17 protein-coding genes are annotated in these 21,028 nt (G+C 73.2%); 8 read left to right on the top strand and 9 right to left on the bottom strand.

Annotation, left to right across the window (positions count from 1 at the left end; translation table 11 throughout):
• Positions 1-98: 98 nt before the first annotated feature.
• Positions 99-2,159 (top strand): phosphocholine-specific phospholipase C, encoded by a 2,061-nt coding sequence (locus tag ABT093_RS02855; protein ID WP_350559472.1) that lies wholly within the window; start codon positions 99-101, stop codon positions 2,157-2,159.
• 173 nt (positions 2,160-2,332) lie between these two features.
• Here the strand turns inward: ABT093_RS02855 and ABT093_RS02850 are convergent, their stop codons facing one another.
• A complete protein-coding gene (locus ABT093_RS02850) occupies positions 2,333-3,340 on the bottom strand; it encodes a hypothetical protein (protein WP_350559469.1) in 1,008 nt (335 codons plus the stop codon).
• Positions 3,341-3,759: 419 nt separating this feature from the next.
• Positions 3,760-4,725: a DUF5937 family protein gene (locus ABT093_RS02845; protein ID WP_350559466.1), complete on the bottom strand. Its 966-nt coding sequence runs from the start codon at positions 4,723-4,725 to the stop codon at positions 3,760-3,762.
• A 78-nt stretch (positions 4,726-4,803) separates the two neighbouring features.
• On the opposite strand from ABT093_RS02845, the gene ABT093_RS02840 reads away from it, so the two are divergent.
• On the top strand, positions 4,804-5,658 hold the full coding sequence (locus ABT093_RS02840; protein ID WP_350559463.1) for an alpha/beta fold hydrolase: 855 nt from the start codon (positions 4,804-4,806) through the stop codon (positions 5,656-5,658).
• 46 nt (positions 5,659-5,704) lie between these two features.
• Here the strand turns inward: ABT093_RS02840 and ABT093_RS02835 are convergent, their stop codons facing one another.
• Both ABT093_RS02835 and ABT093_RS02830 read right to left on the bottom strand, forming a co-directional pair.
• Entirely contained in the window at positions 5,705-6,769 is a 1,065-nt protein-coding gene (locus ABT093_RS02835) for a prenyltransferase/squalene oxidase repeat-containing protein (protein ID WP_350559460.1), read from the bottom strand.
• A 232-nt stretch (positions 6,770-7,001) separates the two neighbouring features.
• Entirely contained in the window at positions 7,002-8,246 is a 1,245-nt protein-coding gene (locus ABT093_RS02830; protein ID WP_350559457.1) for a serine hydrolase domain-containing protein, read from the bottom strand.
• 268 nt (positions 8,247-8,514) lie between these two features.
• On the opposite strand from ABT093_RS02830, the gene ABT093_RS02825 reads away from it, so the two are divergent.
• A complete protein-coding gene (locus tag ABT093_RS02825) occupies positions 8,515-9,759 on the top strand; it encodes a polysaccharide deacetylase family protein (protein WP_502884111.1) in 1,245 nt (414 codons plus the stop codon).
• Between the two features lie 41 nt (positions 9,760-9,800).
• Here the strand turns inward: ABT093_RS02825 and ABT093_RS02820 are convergent, their stop codons facing one another.
• Together ABT093_RS02820 and ABT093_RS02815 are read right to left on the bottom strand one after the other, a co-directional pair.
• Positions 9,801-11,825 (bottom strand): transglycosylase domain-containing protein, encoded by a 2,025-nt coding sequence (locus ABT093_RS02820; protein ID WP_350559451.1) that lies wholly within the window; start codon positions 11,823-11,825, stop codon positions 9,801-9,803.
• Between the two features lie 455 nt (positions 11,826-12,280).
• On the bottom strand, positions 12,281-13,465 hold the full coding sequence (locus tag ABT093_RS02815) for a cytochrome P450 (protein ID WP_350559448.1): 1,185 nt from the start codon (positions 13,463-13,465) through the stop codon (positions 12,281-12,283).
• Between the two features lie 322 nt (positions 13,466-13,787).
• On the opposite strand from ABT093_RS02815, the gene vph reads away from it, so the two are divergent.
• Entirely contained in the window at positions 13,788-14,651 is an 864-nt protein-coding gene (vph, locus tag ABT093_RS02810; protein ID WP_350559445.1) for a viomycin phosphotransferase, read from the top strand.
• A gap of 366 nt (positions 14,652-15,017) precedes the next feature.
• Positions 15,018-15,809: a hypothetical protein gene (locus ABT093_RS02805; RefSeq protein ID WP_350559442.1), complete on the top strand. Its 792-nt coding sequence runs from the start codon at positions 15,018-15,020 to the stop codon at positions 15,807-15,809.
• Positions 15,810-15,878: 69 nt separating this feature from the next.
• Here the strand turns inward: ABT093_RS02805 and ABT093_RS02800 are convergent, their stop codons facing one another.
• The 3 genes from ABT093_RS02800 to ABT093_RS02790 are packed head-to-tail and all read right to left on the bottom strand — an operon-like array spanning position 15,879 to position 18,455.
• Complete coding sequence (locus tag ABT093_RS02800; RefSeq protein WP_350559439.1) at positions 15,879-16,601, bottom strand: response regulator transcription factor; 723 nt, start codon at positions 16,599-16,601, stop codon at positions 15,879-15,881.
• Positions 16,598-17,785: a sensor histidine kinase gene (locus ABT093_RS02795; RefSeq protein ID WP_350559436.1), complete on the bottom strand. Its 1,188-nt coding sequence runs from the start codon at positions 17,783-17,785 to the stop codon at positions 16,598-16,600. The genes ABT093_RS02800 and ABT093_RS02795 overlap by 4 nt, the downstream gene beginning before the upstream one ends.
• A gap of 7 nt (positions 17,786-17,792) precedes the next feature.
• Complete coding sequence (locus ABT093_RS02790; protein ID WP_350559433.1) at positions 17,793-18,455, bottom strand: DUF998 domain-containing protein; 663 nt, start codon at positions 18,453-18,455, stop codon at positions 17,793-17,795.
• A 368-nt stretch (positions 18,456-18,823) separates the two neighbouring features.
• Here ABT093_RS02790 and ABT093_RS02785 point away from each other — a divergent pair, with 368 nt between their 5' ends.
• From ABT093_RS02785 to ABT093_RS02775, 3 genes are all read left to right on the top strand, one after another.
• Positions 18,824-19,345 (top strand): MarR family winged helix-turn-helix transcriptional regulator, encoded by a 522-nt coding sequence (locus tag ABT093_RS02785; RefSeq protein WP_350559430.1) that lies wholly within the window; start codon positions 18,824-18,826, stop codon positions 19,343-19,345.
• Between the two features lie 128 nt (positions 19,346-19,473).
• Positions 19,474-19,959: a hypothetical protein gene (locus ABT093_RS02780; RefSeq protein ID WP_350559427.1), complete on the top strand. Its 486-nt coding sequence runs from the start codon at positions 19,474-19,476 to the stop codon at positions 19,957-19,959.
• 94 nt (positions 19,960-20,053) lie between these two features.
• Entirely contained in the window at positions 20,054-20,932 is an 879-nt protein-coding gene (locus ABT093_RS02775; protein WP_350559424.1) for an NmrA family NAD(P)-binding protein, read from the top strand.
• The last annotated feature ends 96 nt before the right edge of the window (positions 20,933-21,028 follow it).

The following is a 21,028-nucleotide window of genomic DNA, read 5'->3' as shown; positions in this document are numbered from 1 at the left end:
AACCGGACACCGGCGGTCGGCCCGCCGGTACCCCGTGGCCGCTGTCCTCTTGGAGCACCGTCCACCACTCCCCCACGACAGGCAGAGGTCTCCCACCCATGGCAGAGCTGAACCGGCGTCGTTTCCTCCAACTCGCGGGCGCCACTGCCGCGTTCTCATCGCTTTCGCAGAGCATCGCGCGAGCCGCCGCGATCGCCCCGGCGGGCACCACCGGGACCGTCCAGGACGTCGGCCACATCGTCGTGCTGATGCAGGAGAACCGTTCTTTCGACCACTACTTCGGCGCGTTGAAGGGCGTCCGCGGCTTCGGCGACCCCCGGCCGGTGACGCTCCCGAGCGGCAAGCCGGTCTGGTACCAGACGGACTCCGGCAAGAAGGAGGTGCTGCCGTTCCGCCCCCAGGTGAACAACCTGGGCATGCAGTTCGTCCAGGACCTCAACCACGACTGGGCCGGCGGCCACCGGGCCTTCAACAACGGCAAGTACGACCAGTGGGTCCCGGCCAAGACGGCCACCACGATGGCGTACCTGACCCGCGAGGACATCCCCTTCCACTACGCGCTCGCCGACGCGTTCACCATCTGCGACGCCTACCACTGCTCGTTCATCGGCTCCACCGACCCGAACCGCTACTACATGTGGACGGGCTTCACCGGCAACGACGGCACCGGCGGCGGACCGGTGCTGGGCAACCAGGAGGCCGGGTACGGCTGGACCACCTACCCCGAGCGGCTGGAGAAGGCCGGCGTCTCCTGGAAGGTCTACCAGGACATCGGCGACGGCCTGGACGCGGCCGGCTCGTGGGGCTGGATCAACGACCCCTACCGCGGCAACTACGGCGACAACTCGCTGCTCTACTTCAACAACTACCGCAACGCCAAGCCGGGCAGCCCGCTGTACGACAAGGCCCGCACCGGCACCGACGCCAAGGCGGGCGACGGCCTCTTCGACATCCTGCGGCGCGACGTGCAGGCCGGCGCCCTCCCGCAGATCTCCTGGATCGCCGCGCCCGAGGCCTTCACCGAGCACCCCAACTGGCCCGCGAACTACGGTGCCTGGTACATCTCCCAGGTGCTGGACGCGCTCACCTCCAACCCCGCGGTGTGGGCGCGGACGGCGCTGTTCATCACCTACGACGAGAACGACGGCTTCTTCGACCACGTCGTGCCGCCGTTCCCGCCGTCCTCCGCCTCCCAGGGGCTGTCGACCGTCGCCACCGGCGCGGACTACTACGGCGGCGGCATCGGCTACGCGGCCGGCGCCTACGGCCTCGGCCAGCGGGTGCCGATGCTGGTCGTCTCGCCCTGGAGCACCGGCGGCTACACCTGTTCGGAGACCTTCGACCACACCTCGATCATCCGGTTCATGGAGCGCCGGTTCGGGGTGCTGGAGCCCAACATCTCGCCCTGGCGGCGCGCCGTCTGCGGCGATCTGACCGCCGCCTTCGACTTCGCGTCCGCCGACCCGGCGCCGGTGGCGCTCCCGTCCACCACCGCCTACCGCCCGCAGGACGGCAACCGGCATCCGGACTACGTGCCCGCCCCGCCCGCCACCGGCACCATGCCGCGCCAGGAGGCCGGCGCCAAGCCCACCCGGCCGCTCACGTACGCGCCGTACGTGGACGGTTCGGCCGACATCGCGACCGGCAGGTACCGCCTCTCGTTCAGCGGCGGCGCGGCGGCCGGCGCGCAGTTCCTGGTGACCTCGCCGAACCGCACCGACGGCCCGTGGACGTACACGGCGGAGGCGGGCAAGAGCGTCGCGGACGCCTGGAACACCACCTACTCCAAGGGCGTCACCGACCTGACGGTGCACGGCCCCAACGGCTTCCTGCGCCGCTTCCGCAACCCCGGCAGGACCGCCGGCCCCGAGGTCACCGCCCGCCACGACGCGGCCACCGGCAACCTCGACCTCACCCTCACCAACGCGGGCACCGCGGACGCCGTCCTCACCGTCACCAACGCCTACGGCGGCGCCCCGCGGAGCGTCACCGTCCGCAAGGGCGCGACCGTCGGGCACACGGTCGACCTGAGTGGCTGCCGCCACTGGTACGACGTGACCGTCACCTCCACCGCGACGGCCGACTTCGTCCGCCGCCTGGCCGGCCACGTCGAGACCGGCGCCCCCGGTCTCTCCGACCCGGGCATCACCACCTACTGACCGGCGCCGGCGTCCAGGGCTCCGTTCCCCGCCACCGGGGAACGGAGCCCCCGCCCGTCCACCGGGGACGACACCCCCGCGTGAGCCGATCCCGGCCGGATGATCGACATCGGGGGCGGTGGGAGCGCGTGCCGGTCCGGGTGGCACGCGGCCCTCCACCGGCCGCCGCCGGGTCACGGGCTGTCCGGTGCGGCGACGAAGGTGTAGGCGCCGAGTTCGAGGAACAGGGCGTCCTGGAGCCCCGGGACGCCGACGAGGGGGACGGCGAGTCGCCGTTCGCGTTCTCCGGCCCTGGCGGTCACCGGGTTGTAGGCCCGCAGCACGATCCGGGCATCGCACGGGAGGGGACGCTCCAGCTGGACCACGACCGTGACCGTGCCGGAGTAGTGGGCGGGCAGGACGACGGAGCGCGTGTACCCCTCGTCGGTGCCGGGCTCGTAGATCTGCGCCGTCAGGCTGAACGGGGCCTGCTGGTCGGTGTTGGAGAAGGTCGCGGTGCCGGCGGGCAGGTCGGTGCCGGAGATCCCGAAGACGAATCGGGTCGGGGTGTCGTTCAGGTTGCAGACGGCCAGGCTGGAGAGGACGTACCGCGTCCGCCGGCAGGGGATGACGTCGATGTTGCGCCAGCCGACGTTGGGGCTGTACCTGACCCAGTTCAGGTAGTCGACGAGCGATCCGAACGCGGGCAGCGCGGCGGGCATGGGGTGGGCGGGCGTGTCCACGGTGGCGATCGTGCAGTAGTGGCCCGGCGGGTTCTGGCTCGGCCAGAGGAAGGCGGACCTGCTGACACAGATCTGTCCGGGAGGGATCTCCCTGCCGCCGCCGCGGACGGTGAACGGCACGCTGGTGCCGCCGCCCTCGGCGGTGAGCGGGGTCCAGGCCCGCGGGTCCAGGAGCAGCCCTCCCGGAGCGTAGTAGAGCCTGACGTCGCCGGAGGCGGGGCAACCGCTCCTCAGGTTCCTTCCCCGGACGTAGATGCGGTTGAGCTGCCCTTGCACGATGGGGTGACTCAGTCCGAGGTCGGGGCCGTTGTAGCTGGACTCCAGCAGACCGAAGTCGAGGACGTCGCTGCCGAAGGGGATGATGTCCGGGGACTCCCAGACGGGGTCGGCCGTCGGGGTCTGCCCCGTGTCCGGGAAGTTGTCGCGGACCAGGATGTCGTTCCAGGTGGCGGCGTTCATGGTTCCTCCCGAGTGGATGGTGGGTGCCGGCGGGCACGACGGGCCCGGCCTCGGAGGTGCGTGCTTCCTCGGCGGAGGTACGAGGGTCGCGGAAGGCCTCGCAGGGGGACGTGTGTCGGCGTCCGCGCCGGGGGCGGACGGTCCGGTGGTCGTCGGGGCGGCGCGAAGGCCCGTTTCGAATGCCGCGATGAGGTGACGCATGCAGAACCCCGCACGCTGCGGGTTCGCGGGGAGCGTTCCGTACAGAAATGTATCGGGTCCGAACCACCTTGCCCAATAGGCCGGACGAGTGAATGCCCGGCGCGCGCCGCCCCCGCCGGGCTCCTGCACGCGGGATCTGACGGATCCTCAGCCGGACTCTCTGCTCGGCCGGTTCGACCTCCGGTCGGCGACTCCCGCCGCGGGCTGCCCCGCCCGGGTCAGCGCAACGGCTGGGCCGTGAGCGCCGTGCCTGTCCGGGTGCGCAGGTGCACGGCCGTGCGGCCCGTGCGGCAGGTCGTCACCAGCCCCGCGGCACGCAGAGCGCCGAGGTGCTGGGAGACGGCGCCGGCGGTGACGCCCAGGCGGGCGGCGAGTTCGGGGGTGCTCAGCGGTTCGCCGAGCTCGGCGAGCAGTGCGGCGCGGGTCCGGCCGAGGACGGCGGTGAGCCCGGCGGACGTCGGGCGGGGCTGTTCCCAGAGCAGCCCGACGCCGGACACCGGGTAGCGGATGGAGGCGGCGGCACGCGGGGAGTGGTCGACGATCACCTCCGGCCAGCCGAAGACGGACGGCATCAGCACCAGCCCGTGTCCGCCCGCGTCGACCGTCCACACCGCCCCCGGGCGGCGGCGCCCGTGCACCACCAACTCGCCCTCCCGCCACACCACGTCGTCGTGCAGCTGCGCGAGGAGCCCCGCCACTCCGCCGTCCACCAGCGCCAGCGCGCGCCGGCCCAGGTCCGCCTCCAGCACCGTCCGCATCCGCCCCCAGTGCGGGGCCACCAGCCGGGCGTGGCAGCGCGTCAGCGCATCGGCGGCCCGTTCCAGCAGCACCGCCGGCCCCGGCAGCTTCCCGGCCCGGGCACCGAGCGCGGCGACGCACTCCGCCGTGACGTACGCCGGGTCCGTCGCCCGCAGGTCCGCCAGCTCGGCCCCGAACGCCGGCAGGCGCTCCTGTGGCACCGGGAACAGGAACGACGGCAGGCAGCCTTCGACCAGCATCCGCAGCAACGGCAGCTCCGGCTCCTCCGCCAGCACCGGCCGCGCCTCGCGCGCCCACGGCCGGTGCACCTCGTGCCCGCCGACACCGAGCGCCGCCCGCACCCCGAGCACCGTCTCGGCCAGCGGCGACACCGCGAGCCGCACCCGTGCCACCTCGGCCGCCGAGAGCCGGATCTCCACCGCCATGTCCCGCCCCACCGTCCGATCGTTTAGCCGAGGCTGAACGATAGCCGGACCCGGCCACCACCCCACAGGCTGTCCGACATGGAGTTCTTCACCTCGTACGACGGAACCGCGCTCGCCTTCCGCACGCTCGGCGACGGCCCGCCGCTGCTCTGCCTCCCCGGCGGCCCCGGGCGCGCCGCCGCATACCTGGGCGACCTGGGCGGCCTGTCCGCCCACCGCACCCTGATCCTGCCCGACACACGCGGCACCGGGGCCTCCGCGATGCCCGCCGACCTGGCCACCTGCCGGGTCGACCGCCTGGTGGCCGACGTCGAGGCGCTGCGGCGCCACCTCGGTCTGGACCGCGTCGACCTGCTCGGCCACTCCGCCGGCGGCAGCCTGGCCATGCTCTACGCCGCCGCCCACCCCGACCGACTCGACAGCCTGACCCTGGTCACCCCCTCGCTCGCCGCCGTCGGACTGCCCTCCGACAGCGGCGTGGAGGCGGTGATCGCCGCCCGCGCGGCCGAGCCCTGGCACACCGAGGCCGTCACGGCGCACCGGCACGTGACGGCCGCGAAGACCTTCGCCGAGGCCGCGCCGTACCGGTTCGCCTTCGAACCGCTGATGTACGGCCGCTGGGACGAGGCCGCCCGCGCCCACGCCGCCGCCGACCCCGCCCAGCGCGCGCTCCCCGTGAGCGAGCACTACTACCGGGGCTACACGCCCGACACCCGGGAACTCCGGGGCCGCCTGGGCGCCCTGCCCTGCCCGGTGCTGCTCCTCGCGGGCGAGGTGGACCTGTGGCCCACCGCCGAGTCCGCCGCCGGTGCCGCGGCGCTCTTCCCCGAGGTGACGCTCGCCGTCCAGCCGGGTGCCGGCCACTATCCGTGGCTGGACGACCCGCAGGCGTTCACGGCGAGGGTGGAAGGCTTCCTCTCCAGGGTCGGCTGACCCCCGGAGCCGAGCAAGCGCCGCCGACCCCCGCCTCGGACAGGCCTCAGCAGGACAGGACGGGCGACTCCGGCTTCGCGCCGGCCGCGCTCAGCCCGGCGAAGCCCTTCAGGCTGGGGGAGAACGCCAGGGTGGCCTGGACGGTGGCCCGCAGGGCGGTGGTCCGGTCGAAGCCGGCCGAGTCGTACGGGACGGCGCCGCGCCGCTCCGGAGCGGCGGCGCAGCGCAGCTGGCGCGGCTCCAGCCACTTGTGGGCCCGGTAGCCGCCGCTGGAGCCGACGGTGAAGAGGGTGTGGGCGGCCCGGCCGGTGGTCACGGCGTTGGGATCGGTGGCGCCGGGGGACACGAAACCGCCGTCCGGGCGCTGCTGGTTGACCAGCCAGCCCATGGCGTGCCCGGAGGAGCCGGCGGGGTTGCCGGCGTTGTAGCCCTGGATGCCGAGCGCGGTGGCGTCGGGGTCGCCGGTGCAGGTGGTCGGGCCGAAGGCGACGGGGTAGCCGCCGGTCGGGCACTGGCTCGCGCTCAGGAAGCTGCGGGCCTTCTGCGGGACACCCGCCGCGGTGCGCGAGAGGGCGATCAGGGCGAACGACTGGCCGGCGATGTCGCTGCGGTCGCCCGACGGGGAACGGTCGGCGAAGCGGCCGTTCGTGCCCAGCAGCGAGAGGAGCCGGGCGACGAGGTCGACGCCGCCGAAGTCCGTCGGGTCCAGCCCGCGGACCTGGGCGAGCAGCAGCAGCTTCGCGGTGGGGCCCGCGTAGGCCTCGGTGGTGCCGTCGCCGAGGTAGTCGGCGAGGATGTCGGGGCGGGCCAGCCAGGCGGTGGCCCGGGCGCCGGCCTCGTCCGCGGTGGCCGCGGCCGCGAAGGCGAGCACGGCGTCGACGGTGAGGTCCTGGTCGGGGCGGACGGTGCCGTCGACGACCTTCTCGAAGTGGTCGCCGTCCACGAGTTGCCGGGCCAGCCAGCCGGCCGAGGCCTCCCGCGGCAGGAGGGTCGTGACCGGGGCCACCGAACCCCTGACCGCGGCGGTTGCGGGGGCGGTCGGGAGAGGCAGGACGGCGGCGGCCAGCGCCGGTATCGCGAGCAGGCGGACGAGCCGGTGGCGCAGGGGCATGGGGTGCCTTTCCGGGCCCGGGCACGGGAGGTCCGCCGGGCGAGACGGCCCGGTTCGGACCGGACTCCCCCGTCGGCGGAATCGTCATGTGACGATCCATCATGTTCATGTCGCGGCAAGGGGGTCAAGACTCCCCGGCCCGGGCCGGCACCGGCCACCACCGCGTCGGGCGCGACGAACGCCGCCCGGCCGGTCCGGTGGTCCGGCGTCCGGCCGGGCGGCGGGAGTGCGGTCAGCCGGTCGGGGCGGCGGTGGCCGCGGTGGCCGGCTGACGGCCGCAGAAGGCGGTCGCCAGCAGCTTCTGCGAGGCCTTCCAGCCCTGGCCGGTGTCGCGGTAGCCGTTGGTCGAGATCGCCACCAGCCGGCGGCCGTCCAGGGTGGCGTAGAGGGCGCTGTTGTGCCCGCGGCCGGTGCTGCCGTTGTTGCCCCAGACCTCGCCGCAGGGCGTGGCCAGCCGGCTGATCCCCAGGCCGTACTGGGCGTCGCCGCTCGCCGGGGCGACCGTCAGCATCTCGGCGAGCAGCGGCGCGGGGAGCAGCCGCCCGCCGAGCAGGGCCCGCAGGAAGGTGCCGAGGTCCGCGGTGGTCGAGATGCCGACGCCCGCCGCGTCCATCTCGCTCGGCTCCATCTCGGTGACGTCCACCGGGCCGCCGGGCAGATCGAGGTAGGTGTGCGCGTGCGGGCCGCGGATCCCCGTCGCGTGGGCCGGCATCGAGGTCCCGGTCAGCCCCAGCCGGTCGATGATCCGGCGCTCCACCTCCCGGCGCCAGTCGTGTCCGGTGACCCGCTCGACGATCAGGCCGGCCAGCAGGTAGTTGGTGTTCGCGTAGCGCCAGTCCGTGCCGGGCGCGGAGTACGGCGGGTGGCTGTTGGCCACCGCGAGGAGCTGCTGCGGCGTCCAGCTCCGCCAGCGCCCGTCGCGGAGCCAGGTCTCGTGGTCGACACCGATGGCCGGGTCCTCGGTGTAGTCGAACAGCCCGCTGGTGTGGTCGAGCAGCTGGCGCACGGTGATGGAGCCGCCGTTCGGGACGGCACCCGGCAGCAGGCTCTCCACACTGTCGTCCAGCCCGAACCGCCCCTCGCCGACCAGCTGGAGGACGACCGTCGCCACGAAGGTCTTGGTCACGCTGGCGATCCGGAACCGGCCGTTCGCCGCGGGCTCGGCGCCGGTCGAGAAGTCGCCCACGCCCTCCGCGCCCTTCCACACCGTGCGCCCGTACTCGGTCAGCCGGGCGAGGGAGCTGGAGGCCCCGCCGATCCCGACCACGCCCTCCAGCGCCTCGTCCAGCGCCCGGGCGTCCACCGCGCCCCGGTGCGGGCCTGTGCCGAGGGCGCCGGCCGTCGGGGCGGTCACACCCACCAGGCCCGCGCCCGCCAGTGCCAGCGCGAGGACCCGCACGGCCGTTCCGCGCCGTCCGGCACGGGCCTGCACGCCCGGCGCCGTCCGCGCCCCGTTCCGCTGCTCCGCCACACTCATGCGTCCTCCTGTGTCCGTGCCGACGGCTCTCGTAACACCCGAAAAATGCGATGAACTGACACTCTATGACCTGACTATGCGTCAGTTCCCACGGTGCGGCGTCCCGGCGACTCCTTGACGCGCAGAAGCTCGACGGTTCCGCCCCGCTGCCTCTCAATCCACAGTCCGTACAACCTCCGTGATGGTCCATCACGTCAAACCGTGCAGTGATCGAACTGTCGGACGATTTGACGGAGGTACGGTGCGGACTGCTCGCGGAGTGACCGGGATGCTGGCGGTGGGGGTCGTGTCGGCGCTTGTCCTGAACACGGGAGGTTCCGCCCCCAGGAGCAGACCCGCCTCCACCGGCACCATGCCCGCGAGTCCCACGCCCTCGGCCTCCGCCGAGACCCCGGTCCCCACCCCGCCCCCCACGCCCACGCCGACGCCGACCAGGGACGGCCAGGTCAAGCTGCTCGGCGACGGCTCCACCTCCGACACCGGCCCGCAGCCCAGGCAGCCCAAGCCCGAGCGGCTGAAGCCCGGGGAGCAGCCGCCGCAGTTCGTGGTCTTCTCCTGGGACGGCGCCCTGGAAGGCGACGACCGCCTCTTCTCCCGCTTCCGGAAGCTGGGCGTGGAGAACAACGCCCAGATGACGTTCTTCCTCTCCGGCCTCTACCTCCTTCCCAAATCGAAACGCACGCTCTACCGCCCCCCGAAGCACGACCCGGGCTCGGCATCGATCGACTTCGCCACCAACGCCCACATCAAGGACACCCTGGAGCAGCTCCGCCTGGCCTGGCTGGACGGCAACGAGATCGGCACCCACTTCAACGGCCACTTCTGCGGCCCGCAGCCCGGCGGGGGCGGTGACTGGTCCGGCGAGGAGTGGGCGTCCGAGCTCGACCAGGCGATATCCTTCGTCACCAACTGGCGCACCAACACCGGCTACAAGGACCTCCCGCCGCTCCCCTTCGACTACACCAAGGAGCTGGTGGGCGGCCGCGCCCCCTGCTTGGAGGGCCAGAAGAACCTGCTGCCCGTCGCGAAGGCCAAGGGCTTCCGCTACGACGCCAGTTCGCCCGGCGAGTTCCAGGTGTGGCCGGTGAAGAAGGAAGGCGTCTGGAACTTCCCGCTGCAGTTGCTGCCGAACCCCGGCACGTCCTCCCAGAACCTCTCGATGGACTTCAACTACCTGGCCGGCCAGTCCGGCACCACCACGAACGGCGACCCGAAGAAGTTCGACGCCTGGGAGAAGGCGACCCGGGACAGCTACCTGGCCGGCTTCGAGCGGGTCTACAACGGCAGCCGGGCCCCGCTCTTCATCGGCAACCACTTCGAGGACTGGAACGGCGGCATCTACATGCAGGCGATCGAGGACGTGATGAAGAGCGTCTGCAAGCGTGAGAACGTTCGCTGCGCCTCGTTCCGCCAGGTCGCCGACTGGCTGGACGCCCAGGACCCGAAGGTGCTGGACCAGCTGCGCCGGCTGGACCCGGCACAGCCGGCGGACTGGTCGCGGCTGGTGAAATGACGACCGCCGGGCGGCTGCGGGACCGCAGCCGCCCGGTCCTCCTACCGCCCGCCCACCGCCTTCATGTACGTGCTCCAGATCCGGCCGGGCAGCGCCGAGTCCGGGGTGTCCGGGCCGGCCCCGCCCACCCCTTCGAGGGACAGCGGCTTCATGTCCCGCAGGTCGGCGCGGAAGACCGTGACCGCCGTGGCGAGCTGTCCGCTGTAGCCGACCGCCCACCCCGCCGTGCGGTCCGCGGTGGTGCCGGGCTTCGCCGCCAGGTCGGGCCCCGCTTCGGCCGCCCAGCCGGCGCTGCCGCCGCGGACGGCGCCCTTGAGGGCCGCGTCGACCTCGGCGGCGACGGCCGGTGACAGTGCCTGGACGGCGGCGGGCAGGCGCAGCGTGAGCGGCTCGCCGTTGCGGGTGATGCGCAGGACGGAGTACGGGTCGGTGCGGCTGCCGCCGGCGGCGAAGGCGGTGTAGGCGTCGGCGGTGCGGATGGCGCTGGGGGTGGAGTTGCCGACGGCGAAGCCGGGGCTGAGTTCGCCCATGACGCTGGGAAGGAGGCCGAGGGCGGCGGCGGTCTTCTGTACCCGTTCGAGGCCGATGTCCAGTCCGAGCTGCATGATCGGCCCGTTGACGGACTGCTCGACGGCTGCGCGCAGGGTGACCTGGCCCCAGTCGCGCTTGCCGTCGTTGGCGGTCTTGGCGATCTTGCCGTCGCGCCCCCAGTACGGGCCTTCCGGGGTCATCACGTTCACCCCGTTGTCCCCGTTGTAGGTGGTGCCGGGGGTGACCGGGGTACGGGTGGCGCCCCGCGTGCGTTGCACGCCCTGGTCGAGTCCGGCGGCGTACACCAGCGGGGCGAAGGCCGAACCGACCGGCACGGTGGAGGTGTTGGCGTTGTTGAATCCCTGTTTGAGGTAGTCGGGGCCGCCGTAGAGGGCGACGATCCGGCCGTCGGGGGCGACGGAAGCCGCGCCGACCTTGAGGAACTTGTCGGCGTCCCGGGCGCCGGGGTCGATGCCCTTCGTGGCTTCCTGGACGGCGACGGCCAGGGCGGTGACCCTGGACTTTTCGAAAGTGGTGTGGATCTGGTAGCCGCCGAGGTCGAACTCGGCGGGGGTGATGTCGGTGTGGCTCTCCATGTAGGACTTGGCGATGTCGACCAGGTAGCCGACCTGGCCGCCGAGGCCGGCGGACTTCGGCCGCGGCTCGGGTTCGGGGAACACGGTGTACCGGGCGCGGTCCGCGCGGGAGAGCCTTCCGGTGTCGACCATCCGGTCCAGGATCCAGGACCACCGCTCCTCGGCCCGATCGTGGTTGGCCGCGCCCAGCGCCGGATCGTACCGCCCGGCTCCCTTGAGCAGGGCGGCGAGGAAGGCGCCCTCGCTGACGTCGAGCTGGGAGACGTCCTTGCCGTAGTAGGCCGCGGCGGCGCGCTGGATGCCGTAGCTGCCGCGGCCGAACCAGCTGCTGTTGAGGTAGCCCGCGAGGATGTCGTCCTTGCTCATCCGGTCGTCGAGCTTGAGGGCGATGACGGCCTCGCTGAGCTTGCGCGAGAAGTCCTGCCGCTGGTTGAGGTAGATGTTCTTGACGTACTGCTGGGTGATGGTGGAGCCGCCCTGGGTCTCGCCGCCGGAGACCAGCTTCCAGAGCGCACGGCCGATGCCCTTGGCCGAGATCCCGGGGTCCGAGTAGAAGGTCTCGTTCTCGGCGACGAGCACGGCCCACCGCACCGGTTCGGGGACGCCGTCGAGCGGCACCTCCTGCCGGTTGGTCTCGCCGATGCGGGCCATCTCGGTGCCGTCCGCCCAGTAGTAGACGTTGTTCTGCTGGGTGGCGAAGGCGTTGAGGTCCTCGGGCACCTGCGTGACGGTGTAGAACCAGGCCAGCCACCCGGTCGGTCCGAGGACGCCCAGTAACGCCACCAGGAGCAGCTGCCGCCAGGAGGGGAGCCAGCGCCGGACTCCGCGCCGCCCCCTGCGCGGGTAGTCGATCCACCGCAGGGGCCGCCACCGCGGCCACCGCCACCGTCGGCGTCCGGGCTTCTCCTCCTCGACCCCGCCACCTCGTTGTGCACGCACAGTCCGATCTCCGCTTCGCTCGTGGGTGCAGCACCCCGTCGAACGGATAGACGCCGTGAGGGTCGGAGCACGACAGCGGACGGTCGGTGTGATCATGGTCATATCGCATGCCCCTGACGATCACCGGGCCTGGAGCACAGTGGATCTGACGTCCCGTCGGGTCCCGGGGGTGATCGCCGGCGGCGATGGCGCTTGACGACGGCCCGGCCCCCGGGATGCCGGAGGGCCGGGCGGGGTGTCAGTCGTCGATGCCGAAGTGGTCGAAGTCGGCGCCGGTCTCGCCCAGGCAGAAGCCGAGGAAGCGGTAGGCGTCCACCTCGCCCAGCACCAGTCATCCGGGCCTGGGCACCGTCCTGACGGCCACCGGCCCGGTTACCGGGGTGGCCACCGCCGTGGGGGCAGTCGCGACGGCCCCGAGCTGGTCCGGCAGAAGGAGTGGGGGTCGACGTCGCCGGTCACCAGGTGACCGGCAGTGCGTGCACACCGTAGACCTCGTTGTTCACCCGGTAGGACACCTCCTCGGCAGGACACGCGAGTGCGAGACCGGGCAGCCGCCGCAGCAGCGCGGGCAGCGCGATCCGCAGCTCGGCGCGGGCCAGCGGCGCGCCGAGGCAGTGGTGCGGACCGTGCCCGAAGGCCAGGTGCGACACGGGCCTGCGCCCGATGTCGAGGCGGTCCATCCCGGCGCCGAGCGCCGGGTCGCGGTTGGCCACCGGCAGCTGGCAGACGACCTGGTCACCGGCCGTGATCGGCACGCCGCCGAGCTCCGTGTCGTACCGCGCGGTCCGGGCCAGCGCGGTGCTGGACACCGACAGGAACCGCAGCAACTCCTCCACGGCGGTGTCGATCACGGGGTCGCTCTCCGCGGCGGCGCGCAACCGGCCGGCCTGTTCCGGGTGCGCCAGCAGGGCGAGCACCCCCAGGCCGATCGTGTTGGACACCGTGACGTGGCCGGCGAGCAGCAACAGCTCGCAGACGCCGACCAGTTCGGCGTCCGACACCGCGTCGCCGTGCTCCCGGACGAGCATGCCGATCATCCCGTCGTCCGGGCTGCGCCGCTTCGCCGCCACCAGCGAGGCCGTGTACGCGCGCGACTCCCGGCCGGCCGCGAGCCGCTCCTCCATCGGCAGCCCGAGATCCAGCGTGGTCCGCGACCAGCGGTGGAACTCCCCCTGATCGGGATCGGGAACGCCGAGCAGCGCGCAGATCACCCCGAGCGGCAGCGGCAGGGCGAAATCCGCCATCAGGTCCGCCGCGGGACCGCGCGACTCCATGGCGTCGATCAGCTCGCCGGCCCGGGCGCGGATCATCGGCTCCAGCGCGCGGATCCGCTTCCCGGTGAACTCCGGCGTCAGGACGCGGCGCAGCCGGGTGTGCTCCGGCGGGTCCATGTTGAGGAGCTCGTTCGGCAGGACCGGGGCGCGCTCCGCGTCGTACATCGCGAAGGTCTCCTGGTCGGCCAGCACCCGCCGCACATCGGTGTGCCGGGTGACGAGCCAGTACTCACCGACCCGGTGCAGCCAGAAGTCCCGCACCCGCCGCACCGGATCCCCCCGCTGGGCCTCCCCCAGCGCCGCCCCCGGGCCGAGCCCGTCGCGGCGGTAGAAGATCGAGATCGGCGGTGCTTCCTGCTCGCTCATGGGCCCTCCCCTGACCACCCGGTACCGATCTCCCGATACCCAGGCGCTCACGCCGCTGCGCACTCCGGTCCCGATCCTCCGCAGCGCACGGGGGTGCGGAACCCCCGCCCGCACCCCCTCCCCCGCGCCGGAGCCGCCCCCAGCGCCTCCTGGGCCAACCCGGTGGAAGCGCATCTCGGCCCGCTGCGGCCGTGCACGATCGCGAACGCGAGCCACCGGAACCACGTCGTGCGTCCGCCGGGGCGGACGTCCGCTCCCCGACGCGGCCCGACGGTAGATTCACCTCGGCTCCGCCCCATCGAAGGATCCAGAGGTCACCCGGGTGAACATCCTCACGACGCATGGCGCTCTGCTGAGCCGACTGCTGCCTGACGACGAACCAGGCAAGCTCACGGTGCGACAGGGACAGTTCCACAACGTGGTCATCGGTTCGGACCGCGTTGTGTGCCTGCCCCGCACCCGGGCGGCGGCCGCCCGGCTGCCCGAGCGCGCTGCCGCACTCCGCGTACTCGCCGGACTCGACCTCGGCTTCCGCACACCCGGACCGCTGTTCCAGGGCGGGGCCCACGGCGCCGGTGAGGTCCCGTTCCTGGTCCTCACCCGCATCCCCGGTGAACCCCTCCGAGCCGACGCGCTCAACGATCCCCGGGTGGCCGACACCGTGGCGGCGCAGTACGCAACGCTGCTGGGCGGTCTGGCCCGTGCCGGCATCGACGGGGCGGTACGAGCAGTGCTGCCCCAGGCGCCGGCCGACCGGTGGAGCCGCTTCGCGGAGAGCGTGCGCGCGGAGCTGTTCCGCCTCATGTCCGACAGCGGGCGCCTACGGGCCGAGCAGGAGCTCGCGGCACTCGACAGCCTCCCCCACCTCACCCGCGCAGTGGTCCATGGCGACCTCGGTGCCGAGAACGTCCTGTGGGAGTGGACGCACGGCCTGCCCCACCTTGCCGGAGTACTCGACTGGGACGATGTCGAACTCGGCGATCAGGCCGAGGACCTCCCGGCCGTCGTCGCCGGCTACGGTGTCGAACTCCTGGAACGGGTGCGTGCCCTGGGCGGCTTGTCAGACCACGGACTCACCACCCGCGTGGCAGCGATCCGCGGCACGTTCGCTCTGCAACAAGCCCTCTACGCCATCCGCGACGGAGACGAAGACGAACTCGCGGACGGCCTGGCGGACTACCGCTGACTGAAGCACGTGACCTCGGCTTCGTCCGCGTGAGACCGTGTCGGCGGGCTGCCGGCTCCGTTCACCGCAATGGCTCAACGCCGTCCGCCAGGACGACCTGCCCAGCCTCCACACCCTCGCCGCCGGCATCGACCGCGACCGGGACGCGGTCATCGCCGGCCTCACCCTGCCCCGGAATTCGTCATGTGAACCGGATCAAGATGCTCAAACGCCAGATGCTCGGCCGCGCAGGGTTCCAACTTCTACGCAAGCGTGTGCTGTTGGCGTGACCACAGTCGCACGCGGACCCGAGTGGGGTCCGGCATCCGGCGCGGGCTGCGACAGCAGAAGTACACCGCTCGCTCGGAAACGCTATAGCTTCAGCCTGTGACCGACGCGCCCAGCCAAACCGACGCTGCCCTGCCGAACGTGCTCCCGCATTACCGGACGCTCCTGGACGAGACGGACTGGGCGTCACTGGCCACCCCGTGCGGGACAGGCGAAATCCTTCCGGCGGCGCTGGCACGCCTCCTCGATCCCGATCCGGGCACCAGAGCTGCGGCCGTCTTCGACGCCCTCGGGGCGGTGACCCACCAGAACAGCATCTACGAAGCCACCGTTCCGGTAGCCCTGTATGTGGCAGCCATTCTCAATCATCCGGCCACCGCCATGGGCAACCGCGGCCGGGATGCGGATCGGGCGCCGCATCGTCCCACCCGCGCGGCACTCCTGGACTGGCTCAGCAGCACCGCCTACGACGCCGACGACGAGAACGTGGCCGCCGGCGAACGCCACTGCGGGAAAGAGTTCCTCGACGACTATCAGGAGATGCGCGCGTTTCGCGACCTGCGTCCAGTGTTCTACTCCGCCGTCCAGCCTCTCCTCGGCAACGACGACGCGGAGGTACGTGCCGCAGCCGTCGTTGCCGCCATCCCGTTGGTGGAGCACCCTGCTCTCGTCCCGCACCGAGGAGAGTTGGCCGACCGAGCGCGCGATCTGCTGTCCACCAGCGCGGACCGCTACAAGCGCGACCGTGTCTTCGACGCCCTGAAGGCGTGGGGACATGACACGAGCGGCCTGGAGAACGCGGACGACCTGAGCGCCCGCGAACTGCGCGCCCGTCGCATAGCCGAACGCGCTTCCTGGGCGGGTGGATACGCCGAAGAACCGCCGTTCTGACTCAAGGCGGCAGGCCCCATCCCGGCTGATTACTGAGCGTAGCTGAATCACAGAAGTCGAGCCAGAACCTCACTTCGGGACGCGCCTCGGTCCGGTCCCGTTCGATGGTCCCTGCTCCGGGCGGCGCAGGCCGCCGGCGAGGACCAGGCCCGTCTCGTAGGCGAGGATGACCAGTTGGGCTCGGTCGCGGACACCGAGCTTGGCGATCGCGCGGGTGACGTGGGTCTTGGCGGTGAGCGGGCTGATGAAGAGCTGTGAGGCGATCTGGTCGTTGGACAGGCCGGTCGCGATCAAACGGGTCACCTCGCGTTCCCGCGCGGTGAGCACGGCGAGCTGATCGGCGGTGTCGGTGGGGACTGCCGGGCGGTGCGCGAACTGCTCGATCACCCGTCGGGTCGCGCCCGGTGAGAGCAGCGCGTCGCCTGCCGCCACGGCCCGGACGGCCTGGCGCAGGTCGTCCGGTTCGGTCTCCTTGGTGAGGAATCCGCTCGCGCCCGCGCGCAGGGCCGCGAAGACGTACTCGTCGGTCTCGAAGGTGGTGAGGACGATGACGCGGCAGTCCGCCAGTTCGGGATTCTCGACGATCGTCCGGGTGGCGGTGAGGCCGTCCGTGCCGGGCATGCGGATGTCCATGAGGACGACGTCGGGCCGGACGGCGCGGGCCGTACGGACTGCCTCGTCGCCCGTGCCCGCCTCGCCGACGACCCGGATGTCCTCGGCGCGGGCGAGGAGGCTGCTGAATCCCGCCCGTACCAGGGCCTGGTCGTCGGCGAGGAGCACCTTGATCGTCATGGGCGGAAGCCTGGCACAGGTATGGCGGCTCGCACGAGCCATCCGCCGCCCTTTCCGTGCGGTCCGGCGGAGAAGTCTCCGCCGAGCGCCCGGACCCGTTCATCCATCCCGCGCATCCCGTGCCCGGCCGTCCACGGTGGCTGTGCCGAGGTCCGGCCGTCGTCGGTGACGCTCACCTCCACCCGTCCGTCGCCGCACCGGATGCCGACCTCGGCCCGTGACGCCTCTGCATGACGGACCGTATTGGTGAGGGCCTCCTGGACGATCCGGTGGACGGCGAGGGAGACCGGTGCGGGGAGGGCGGCGAGGTCGCCTGCCGCCTCCAGCCGGATGTCCAACTCCGTCGACCGCATCCGGTCGACGAGCGCCGCGATCTCAAGGACCCCGGCCGCGGGGTCCTCCGGGGCCTCCCCCGGCGCGCGCAGCACGTGGACGAGCGCGCGGAGGTCCCGCAGGGCCACCGTGCGGACCCGCTGCGCGGTGGCGAGGGCGTTGCGCGCCTCTTCCGGGGAGTCGTCCAGGGCCTCGGCCGCGACCCGGAGCTGGAGCCCGACGACGGTGAGGGTGTGCCCGACGACATCGTGCAGTTCTCGGGCGATGTCCAGGCGGGCCTCCGCGATCCGCCGGCCGGCCTCCAGGTCCCGTTCCCGTGCGGCCCGCAGAAGGCGCTCGTCGAGTTCGGCGCGCCAGCGGAGCCGGTTGCGGTAGGCGGCGGCGGAGGCGAGGAGCACCGCGAGCCAGAGGGCCTCGGCCCCCAGGGAGCCGAGGGCCTCGCGCGCCGTGGCGCCACCGGCGCTCGTCTCCCAGGCTCCGGCGAAGGCCAGTTCGGCCAGGCCCACGCCGGCCGCCCACGGCAGGCCGGGCCGGCCGGGCCGGTCGTCCGAGGCCAGAGTGGCGTACGCGGCGGACACCGGCCACACCCAGCCCACGTCGGTGAGTCCGGCGGTGCGGAACACGACGACGGCCTGCACGCCGAGCAGCAGCACGGCGAGCGGCCACCGGCGGCGCGTCAGGAGCAGCGCGCCCAGCCACAGGGCGAGCGGCAGGGTTCCCGCGGCGTCCAGCCGGCCGCCGAGCCGGACGGTGACGGCCAGGACGGCGACGACGGTGCCGGCCGCGAGGAGCCCGTCGACGAACCGGGCCGTGCGGGGGGCGGCAGGAGCACGGACGGCGGGTCGTTCCATGCGCCGATCATGCACGACGGTCCCGCCCCCGCTCACGGCGGGTGCCCGTCACCGCCAGCGCGAGCGCGACCCACCCGAAGTCCACGGCGATCACCAGGCGTTCGGCGAGGCCGACGAGCGTGGGGGCACCCCCCAGCCCGAGCGACGGGCCACCGTCCATCACGTCGACCAGGAAGACCGCGAGCGCCGCCGTGGCCGTGGCCGAGGCCACGGTCAGGGTGTTCAGGGCCGTTCGCAGGCCGGGCCGCCGGGCCACGAGCGTCCCGCGGAGCAGCACGGCGGCGGTCGGCAGGGCCGCGAAGGCCAGGAAGGCGGCGTTGCCGTGGACAAGTTCGGAGGGGGAGGGGCGGCTCCAGTCGCCGGGCGGGTCCGCCGGGAAGAGAGCCGCGACCAGGATGCCCGCCGTCCACACCGCGAGCGCGGCCCGACCCGCCCGCCGGGTCCCGGCCCCCAGCCGTACCACGAGGACGGCGGAGGCGGCGGCGACGGCCAGCAGCGCCGCCGGGACCAGCCAGCCGGCCGTGCCGTGTACGTACCGGCTGAGGGTCTCGCTCACCAGGTCGTACTCCGGGTTGAGCGTCTCCACCGCGGCCATCGCCAGGGCCCCGCTGCCGATCAGGGTGAGCGGAGCCCGCACCCCCGCGGCCGGAGCCGTGTTCGTCGCCGTCATGCCGTCCTCCTCGGTGTCGTTCTTGTGATCCAGAACCTACGGAGGGGGCGGGGGCGGTCGCGTCGTCCCGATGCGGACAGCCCGTTGTACACCGGCCGGTGTCGTCGCCCGGCCCGGCTGCACCGTTCGGTGTACGTGCCGGTGCGGCCGGGCCTCCGCCAGCACCACCGACACGAGACCAGGACCACCATGGAGATCGGCCGTGGCTCCGTGACCTCCGCCGCCGGGTACGCCCTGGTGAGGCTGTGAACGCCGTCCGCGCAGCACAGGCCGTACGCCCCCACGCCCGGGCACGAGGCGACGGGGCCGGCGGACACGCGCCCCGGGCCCACTTGACCCGGGATCTGGTTAGCCGCCATATTACTTCCATGGCTCAGCAGCACGACGCCGGCACCGGCGCACCCACGCTCGACCAGGCCCGGCGGCAGCTTTCCCGGTACGGCCTGTCGGCCGACCCGCAGGCGGTCCTGGTCGCGGCGCGGCTGATGGCCGCCGGATCCAGGCTCGGCCAGGCCGGCGAGGCGCACTTCGCGCGCTTCGGGCTGTCCACCGGCCGCTACCGGCTGCTGGCCGAACTGGAGGACCACGGCGGCGAGAAGTCGCCCTCGCAGCTGGCGAGCGCGCTCGGAGTCTCCCGCGCCACCGTGACCGGACTGGTCGACGGACTGGAGCGGGACGGCCTGGTCGCCCGCCGCCCGTCCACCGAGGACGGGCGCGGCAACGTCGTGGTGCTGACCGCGCGCGGCGCCCAGCGCCTGCGCGAGATGGCGCCCGAGCACTTCGCGCGGATGCAGGCGATGGTCGGCGGGCTCTCGGTCGAGGAGCGCACGCTCTTCCTCGACCTGCTGGCCCGACTGGTCGAGGGCATGTCCGCCCTGACCGACGACTGACCCGACGCGCCACCACCACCGCGGCCACCGCCACCCCGGGCCACCGGGCCGGCCCGCCGACTCCTTCACGCCCGTGTAGTTAGCCACCTGATCATTTATAGTTAGCCCCCTAATCACTAGGACCGCCCATGCCCAGCCGAACCCAGCAGCGGCCGACCGCTCCCGACACCACCCCCGACACCGCCGCCCCGCCGCGCTTCGTGCTGTGGCGCGAGGTGCTGGTCGCCTACGCGGCACCCGCCCTCATGGCCGGAATCGGCGGCTTCGCGACCGGCCAGTCCGAGCTCAGGATCGCCGCTCTCACCACCATCGCCGGCACCTCGGCCCTGGTCGCCGCCCTGGTCGGCGCCCGGCACCGGCGGCGCCCGGCCGACTCCTGGGCCGCCCGCGGGCCCGTCCCGCTCCTCGCGCTCGGGTTCGGCCTCGGCTCCGCCGCCCTCGCCTTCGCCGTCGGCTCGGCCGGGGCCGCGTGGCTGCCGCACCTGCCGGCGCTCGCCGACAGTCCGTGGCCGGGCCGGCTGCGCTTCGACCTGCCCGTGTCCGCCGCGATCGCGGCGACCATGACCACCTGGCGCTGGCGCGCCTCCCTCCCCCGCCGGCACCGGGCGCACTGACCCGCCGGCGCCCGCCCACCGGGCACCCGCGAACACCGACCGACCACCCACCGACCACCGACCGAACACGACCGAACCCAGGAGAGAACCCCGCATGATCACCGTCATGGGCGCGTCCGGCGCCACCGGCGGCGCCACGCTGCGCAGCCTGACCGCGCTCGGCATCCCGGTCCGCGCACTGAGCCGCGACCCCGAGCGCCTGCTGGACGGCCTCGACGCGCCCGTCCGCCGGATGGTCCAGGCCGTCGCCGCCGACGCCGCCGACCCCGACTCGATGCGCGCCGCCCTCCGCGGCACCCGACAGCTCTTCCTCACCATGGAGAACGGCCCCCGCCAGGTCGAGTACGAGCTGCGCACCGTCGACCTCGCCGCCCTGGAGAGCGTGGAGCACATCGTCAAGGTCTCCGCGCCGGCCGCCGAGCCGGACTCCCCGGTGGCGGTCTCCCGGGGCCACCACGTCATCGAGGAGCGCCTGCGCGCCTCGGGCATCCCCACCACCGTGCTGCGTCCGTACGCGTTCATGCAGAAGCTGCTGCTGCTCGCACCGGGCATCGCGGCGGCCGGGCTGATCCACGGCGCGATGGGCTCGGCCCGCTGCAACTACGTCGACTGCCGCGACATCGGCGACGTCGCGGCCGCCGCGCTCGTCCGCCCGGGCGCCGCGGGCGGCAGCATCGCCCTGACCGGCGGGCGCGCCTACAGCCACCCGGAGCTCGCCGGACTGCTGAGCACACTGCTGGGCCGGCCGGTGCGGTACGTCGACCTGCCGCCCGCGCAGATGCACGCCCACCTGGTCGCCCGGGCCGGGATGCCGGACTGGCTGGCCGCCCACGTGGTGGAGATCCAGCGGCTCGCCGTCGAGCGCCCGGAGGCCCCGGACGTCGCCGCCACCCGGCTGACCGGACGGCCCCCGCGTACGCTGGAGGCATTCCTCCAGGAGCACCTCGACGCCTTCCGCCACCCCTCCCGCTGATCCCCCCGCACAGCCCCCGAGGGCCCGCCGCACCCCCGTGCGGCGGGCCCGTCACCCCGAGGGAGCAGCAATCGGTGTGGCATGGGTCACGATCGG

This window comes from Kitasatospora sp. NPDC002551, assembly GCF_040296005.1.
Classification (GTDB): Bacteria; Actinomycetota; Actinomycetes; order Streptomycetales; family Streptomycetaceae; genus Kitasatospora.
Note: the sequence above shows the minus strand (reverse complement) of the source record. Positions and strands in the feature narration are given on the sequence as shown.